General features: G+C 51.1%; 4 rRNA genes (1 of these 4 cut by a window edge). All 4 read right to left on the bottom strand.

Annotation, left to right across the window (positions count from 1 at the left end):
• Window positions 1–696: ribosomal RNA gene (locus QNH17_RS01800) — 16S ribosomal RNA — on the bottom strand; it reaches 842 nt to the left of the window's first position.
• A gap of 324 nt (window positions 697–1020) precedes the next feature.
• A 5S ribosomal RNA gene (rrf, locus tag QNH17_RS01795) occupies window positions 1021–1137 on the bottom strand.
• A 76-nt stretch (window positions 1138–1213) separates the two neighbouring features.
• Window positions 1214–4148 (bottom strand): 23S ribosomal RNA (locus QNH17_RS01790).
• 205 nt (window positions 4149–4353) lie between these two features.
• A 16S ribosomal RNA gene (locus QNH17_RS01785) occupies window positions 4354–5891 on the bottom strand.
• The 16S, 23S and 5S rRNA genes sit together here, the layout of an rRNA operon.
• Between the last annotated feature and the right edge of the window lie 158 nt (window positions 5892–6049).

The following is a 6049-nucleotide window of genomic DNA, read 5'->3' as shown; positions in this document are numbered from 1 at the left end:
TACGCATTTCACCGCTACACGTGGAATTCCGCTTTCCTCTTCTGCACTCAAGTCCCCCAGTTTCCAATGACCCTCCACGGTTGAGCCGTGGGCTTTCACATCAGACTTAAAGGACCGCCTGCGCGCGCTTTACGCCCAATAATTCCGGACAACGCTTGCCACCTACGTATTACCGCGGCTGCTGGCACGTAGTTAGCCGTGGCTTTCTGGTTAGGTACCGTCAAGGTACCGGCAGTTACTCCGGTACTTGTTCTTCCCTAACAACAGAGCTTTACGACCCGAAGGCCTTCATCGCTCACGCGGCGTTGCTCCATCAGACTTTCGTCCATTGTGGAAGATTCCCTACTGCTGCCTCCCGTAGGAGTCTGGGCCGTGTCTCAGTCCCAGTGTGGCCGATCACCCTCTCAGGTCGGCTACGCATCGTCGCCTTGGTGAGCCGTTACCTCACCAACTAGCTAATGCGCCGCGGGCCCATCTGTAAGTGTCAGCCGAAACCGACTTTCAGCTTTTCCTCATGAGAGGAAAAGGATTATCCGGTATTAGCACCGGTTTCCCGGTGTTATCCCAGTCTTACAGGCAGGTTGCCCACGTGTTACTCACCCGTCCGCCGCTAGACTCCGAAGAGTCTCGCTCGACTTGCATGTATTAGGCACGCCGCCAGCGTTCGTCCTGAGCCAGGATCAAACTCTCCAAGAAAGTTGATTAGCTCATTTTGTTACGTTGGCTCATGTTCTTCATATTATATAGAAGAAACATGATTAATATTGTTTGTTTGCACGATTTTGTTTGTTTAGTTTTCAAAGAACAAGCTCACTTTTTAAAGAAGCGACAAAATCTATCATACCGCTTTTCTTTATTTCTATCAATCATCAATTATTTCCAATTGAGAATGATTTGTTCACTCTCTTTCCAAGAGCGACTTTCCTATCATAACACCATCGGTGTTATTAGACAACAGAAAGTTTTTTCCAATTCCCGAAATAGGGAATAAAAAAGACAGAAACAAAAATTTCTGTCTTCGCCTGGCAACGTCCTACTCTCACAGGGACGCGTGTCCCAACTACCATCGGCGCTGAGAAGCTTAACTTCCGTGTTCGGTATGGGAACGGGTGTGACCTTCTCGCCATTGCTGCCAGACTATTTAATTGAGGTTTCATTCCCTCAAAACTAGATAATGCAGAAGAAGTTTGTAAACTTTGAGTTCACCTTAAAAATGGTTAAGTCCTCGAACGATTAGTATCAGTCAGCTCCACATGTTACCACGCTTCCACCTCTGACCTATCAACCTGATCATCTTTCAGGGTTCTTACTAGCTTGCGCTATGGGAAATCTCATCTTGAGGGGGGCTTCATGCTTAGATGCTTTCAGCACTTATCCCGTCCGCACATAGCTACCCAGCGATGCTCTTGGCAGAACAACTGGTACACCAGCGGTGCGTCCATCCCGGTCCTCTCGTACTAAGGACAGCTCCTCTCAAATTTCCTGCGCCCACGACGGATAGGGACCGAACTGTCTCACGACGTTCTGAACCCAGCTCGCGTACCGCTTTAATGGGCGAACAGCCCAACCCTTGGGACCGACTACAGCCCCAGGATGCGATGAGCCGACATCGAGGTGCCAAACCTCCCCGTCGATGTGGACTCTTGGGGGAGATAAGCCTGTTATCCCCGGGGTAGCTTTTATCCGTTGAGCGATGGCCCTTCCATGCGGAACCACCGGATCACTAAGCCCGACTTTCGTCCCTGCTCGACTTGTAGGTCTCGCAGTCAAGCTCCCTTGTGCCTTTACACTCTGCGAATGATTTCCAACCATTCTGAGGGAACCTTTGGGCGCCTCCGTTACTTTTTAGGAGGCGACCGCCCCAGTCAAACTGCCCACCTGACACTGTCTCCCACCCCGATCAGGGGTGCGGGTTAGAATTTCAATACAGCCAGGGTAGTATCCCACCGACGCCTCCACCGAAGCTAGCGCTCCGGCTTCTCAGGCTCCTACCTATCCTGTACAAGCTGTACCAAAATTCAATATCAGGCTACAGTAAAGCTCCACGGGGTCTTTCCGTCCTGTCGCGGGTAACCTGCATCTTCACAGGTACTATAATTTCACCGAGTCTCTCGTTGAGACAGTGCCCAGATCGTTACGCCTTTCGTGCGGGTCGGAACTTACCCGACAAGGAATTTCGCTACCTTAGGACCGTTATAGTTACGGCCGCCGTTTACTGGGGCTTCGATTCAGAGCTTCGCTTGCGCTAACCCCTCCTCTTAACCTTCCAGCACCGGGCAGGCGTCAGCCCCTATACTTCGCCTTGCGGCTTCGCAGAGACCTGTGTTTTTGCTAAACAGTCGCCTGGGCCTATTCACTGCGGCTCTTCGAGGCTATTCACCTCAAAAAGCACCCCTTCTCCCGAAGTTACGGGGTCATTTTGCCGAGTTCCTTAACGAGAGTTCTCTCGCTCACCTTAGGATTCTCTCCTCGCCTACCTGTGTCGGTTTGCGGTACGGGCACCTTTTATCTCGCTAGAGGCTTTTCTTGGCAGTGTGGAATCAGGAACTTCGGTACTAAATTTCCCTCGCTATCACAGCTCAGCCTTCGCGAGAGGCGGATTTGCCTACCTCTCAGCCTAACTGCTTAGACGCGCATATCCAACAGCGCGCTTACCCTATCCTCCTGCGTCCCCCCATTGCTCAAACGATAAAGAGGTGGTACAGGAATATCAACCTGTTATCCATCGCCTACGCCTTTCGGCCTCGGCTTAGGTCCCGACTAACCCTGAGCGGACGAGCCTTCCTCAGGAAACCTTAGGCATTCGGTGGATGAGATTCTCACTCATCTTTCGCTACTCATACCGGCATTCTCACTTCTAAGCGCTCCACCAGTCCTTACGGTCTAGCTTCAACGCCCTTAGAACGCTCTCCTACCACTGACATCAAAGATGTCAATCCACAGCTTCGGTGATACGTTTAGCCCCGGTACATTTTCGGCGCAGAGTCACTCGACCAGTGAGCTATTACGCACTCTTTAAATGGTGGCTGCTTCTAAGCCAACATCCTGGTTGTCTAAGCAACTCCACATCCTTTTCCACTTAACGTATACTTTGGGACCTTAGCTGGTGGTCTGGGCTGTTTCCCTTTTGACTACGGATCTTATCACTCGCAGTCTGACTCCCACGGATAAGTCTTTGGCATTCGGAGTTTGTCTGAATTCGGTAACCCGATGAGGGCCCCTAGTCCAAACAGTGCTCTACCTCCAAGACTCTTACTACGTGAGGCTAGCCCTAAAGCTATTTCGGAGAGAACCAGCTATCTCCAAGTTCGATTGGAATTTCTCCGCTACCCACACCTCATCCCCGCACTTTTCAACGTGCGTGGGTTCGGGCCTCCATCCAGTGTTACCTGGACTTCACCCTGGACATGGGTAGATCACCTGGTTTCGGGTCTACGACCACATACTCATACGCCCTATTCAGACTCGCTTTCGCTGCGGCTCCGTCTCTTCAACTTAACCTTGCATGGGATCGTAACTCGCCGGTTCATTCTACAAAAGGCACGCCATCACCCATGAACGGGCTCTGACTACTTGTAGGCACACGGTTTCAGGAACTATTTCACTCCCCTTCCGGGGTGCTTTTCACCTTTCCCTCACGGTACTGGTTCACTATCGGTCACTAGGGAGTATTTAGCCTTGGGAGATGGTCCTCCCTGCTTCCGACCGGATTTCACGTGTCCGGCCGTACTCAGGATCCACTCAGGAGGGAACGAAGTTTCGACTACAGGGTTTTTACCTTCTCTGACGGACCTTTCCAGGTCGCTTCATCTACCCCGTTCCTTTGTAACTCCATGTTGAGTGTCCTACAACCCCAAGAGGCAAGCCTCTTGGTTTGGGCTATGTCCCGTTTCGCTCGCCGCTACTCAGGGAATCGCGTTTGCTTTCTCTTCCTCCGGGTACTTAGATGTTTCAGTTCCCCGGGTATGCCTTCCATACCCTATGTATTCAGGTAAAGATACTGTTCCATTACGAACAGTGGGTTTCCCCATTCGGAAATCTCCGGATCAAAGCTTACTTACAGCTCCCCGAAGCATATCGGTGTTAGTCCCGTCCTTCATCGGCTCCTAGTGCCAAGGCATTCACCGTGCGCCCTTTCTAACTTAACCTAAAAGGTTTATAACTCTTACTTACATAAGAGAGAAAAACTAAAATGGCGATTACTCGATGTTTACTTTGCTTCTTCATTACGATTATCTAGTTTTCAAAGAACGATTAAAAAAAGCTTTGAGAGAATTGCACTCTCAAAACTAAACAAACAAAGATCGTGTACAAACTGTTTTGTCTGGCTCACAGGTCCAGCTTTATCCTTAGAAAGGAGGTGATCCAGCCGCACCTTCCGATACGGCTACCTTGTTACGACTTCACCCCAATCATCTGTCCCACCTTAGGCGGCTGGCTCCTTACGGTTACCCCACCGACTTCGGGTGTTACAAACTCTCGTGGTGTGACGGGCGGTGTGTACAAGGCCCGGGAACGTATTCACCGCGGCATGCTGATCCGCGATTACTAGCGATTCCGGCTTCATGCAGGCGAGTTGCAGCCTGCAATCCGAACTGAGAATGGTTTTATGGGATTGGCTAAACCTCGCGGTCTTGCAGCCCTTTGTACCATCCATTGTAGCACGTGTGTAGCCCAGGTCATAAGGGGCATGATGATTTGACGTCATCCCCACCTTCCTCCGGTTTGTCACCGGCAGTCACCTTAGAGTGCCCAACTAAATGCTGGCAACTAAGATCAAGGGTTGCGCTCGTTGCGGGACTTAACCCAACATCTCACGACACGAGCTGACGACAACCATGCACCACCTGTCACTCTGTCCCCCGAAGGGGAAAGTCCTATCTCTAGGAGTGTCAGAGGATGTCAAGACCTGGTAAGGTTCTTCGCGTTGCTTCGAATTAAACCACATGCTCCACCGCTTGTGCGGGCCCCCGTCAATTCCTTTGAGTTTCAGCCTTGCGGCCGTACTCCCCAGGCGGAGTGCTTAATGCGTTAGCTGCAGCACTAAAGGGCGGAAACCCTCTAACACTTAGCACTCATCGTTTACGGCGTGGACTACCAGGGTATCTAATCCTGTTTGCTCCCCACGCTTTCGCGCCTCAGCGTCAGTTACAGACCAGAAAGCCGCCTTCGCCACTGGTGTTCCTCCACATCTCTACGCATTTCACCGCTACACGTGGAATTCCGCTTTCCTCTTCTGCACTCAAGTCCCCCAGTTTCCAATGACCCTCCACGGTTGAGCCGTGGGCTTTCACATCAGACTTAAAGGACCGCCTGCGCGCGCTTTACGCCCAATAATTCCGGACAACGCTTGCCACCTACGTATTACCGCGGCTGCTGGCACGTAGTTAGCCGTGGCTTTCTGGTTAGGTACCGTCAAGGTACCGGCAGTTACTCCGGTACTTGTTCTTCCCTAACAACAGAGCTTTACGACCCGAAGGCCTTCATCGCTCACGCGGCGTTGCTCCATCAGACTTTCGTCCATTGTGGAAGATTCCCTACTGCTGCCTCCCGTAGGAGTCTGGGCCGTGTCTCAGTCCCAGTGTGGCCGATCACCCTCTCAGGTCGGCTACGCATCGTCGCCTTGGTGAGCCGTTACCTCACCAACTAGCTAATGCGCCGCGGGCCCATCTGTAAGTGTCAGCCGAAACCGACTTTCAGCTTTTCCTCATGAGAGGAAAAGGATTATCCGGTATTAGCACCGGTTTCCCGGTGTTATCCCAGTCTTACAGGCAGGTTGCCCACGTGTTACTCACCCGTCCGCCGCTAGACTCCGAAGAGTCTCGCTCGACTTGCATGTATTAGGCACGCCGCCAGCGTTCGTCCTGAGCCAGGATCAAACTCTCCAAGAAAGTTGATTAGCTCATTTTGTTACGTTGGCTTATGTTCTTCATATTAATAGAAGAAACATGATTGTTATTGTTTGTTTGCACGATTTTGTTTGTTTAGTTTTCAAAGAACAAGCTCATTACTTCGTTTGAAGCAACTTTATTACTATATCATTTGAGCA

Source organism: Neobacillus sp. SuZ13 (genome assembly GCF_030123365.1).
Taxonomy (GTDB): Bacteria; Bacillota; Bacilli; order Bacillales; family Cytobacillaceae; genus Neobacillus.
The sequence above is the reverse complement of the archived record's forward strand: the minus strand, read 5'-3'. Positions and strand labels throughout refer to the sequence as shown.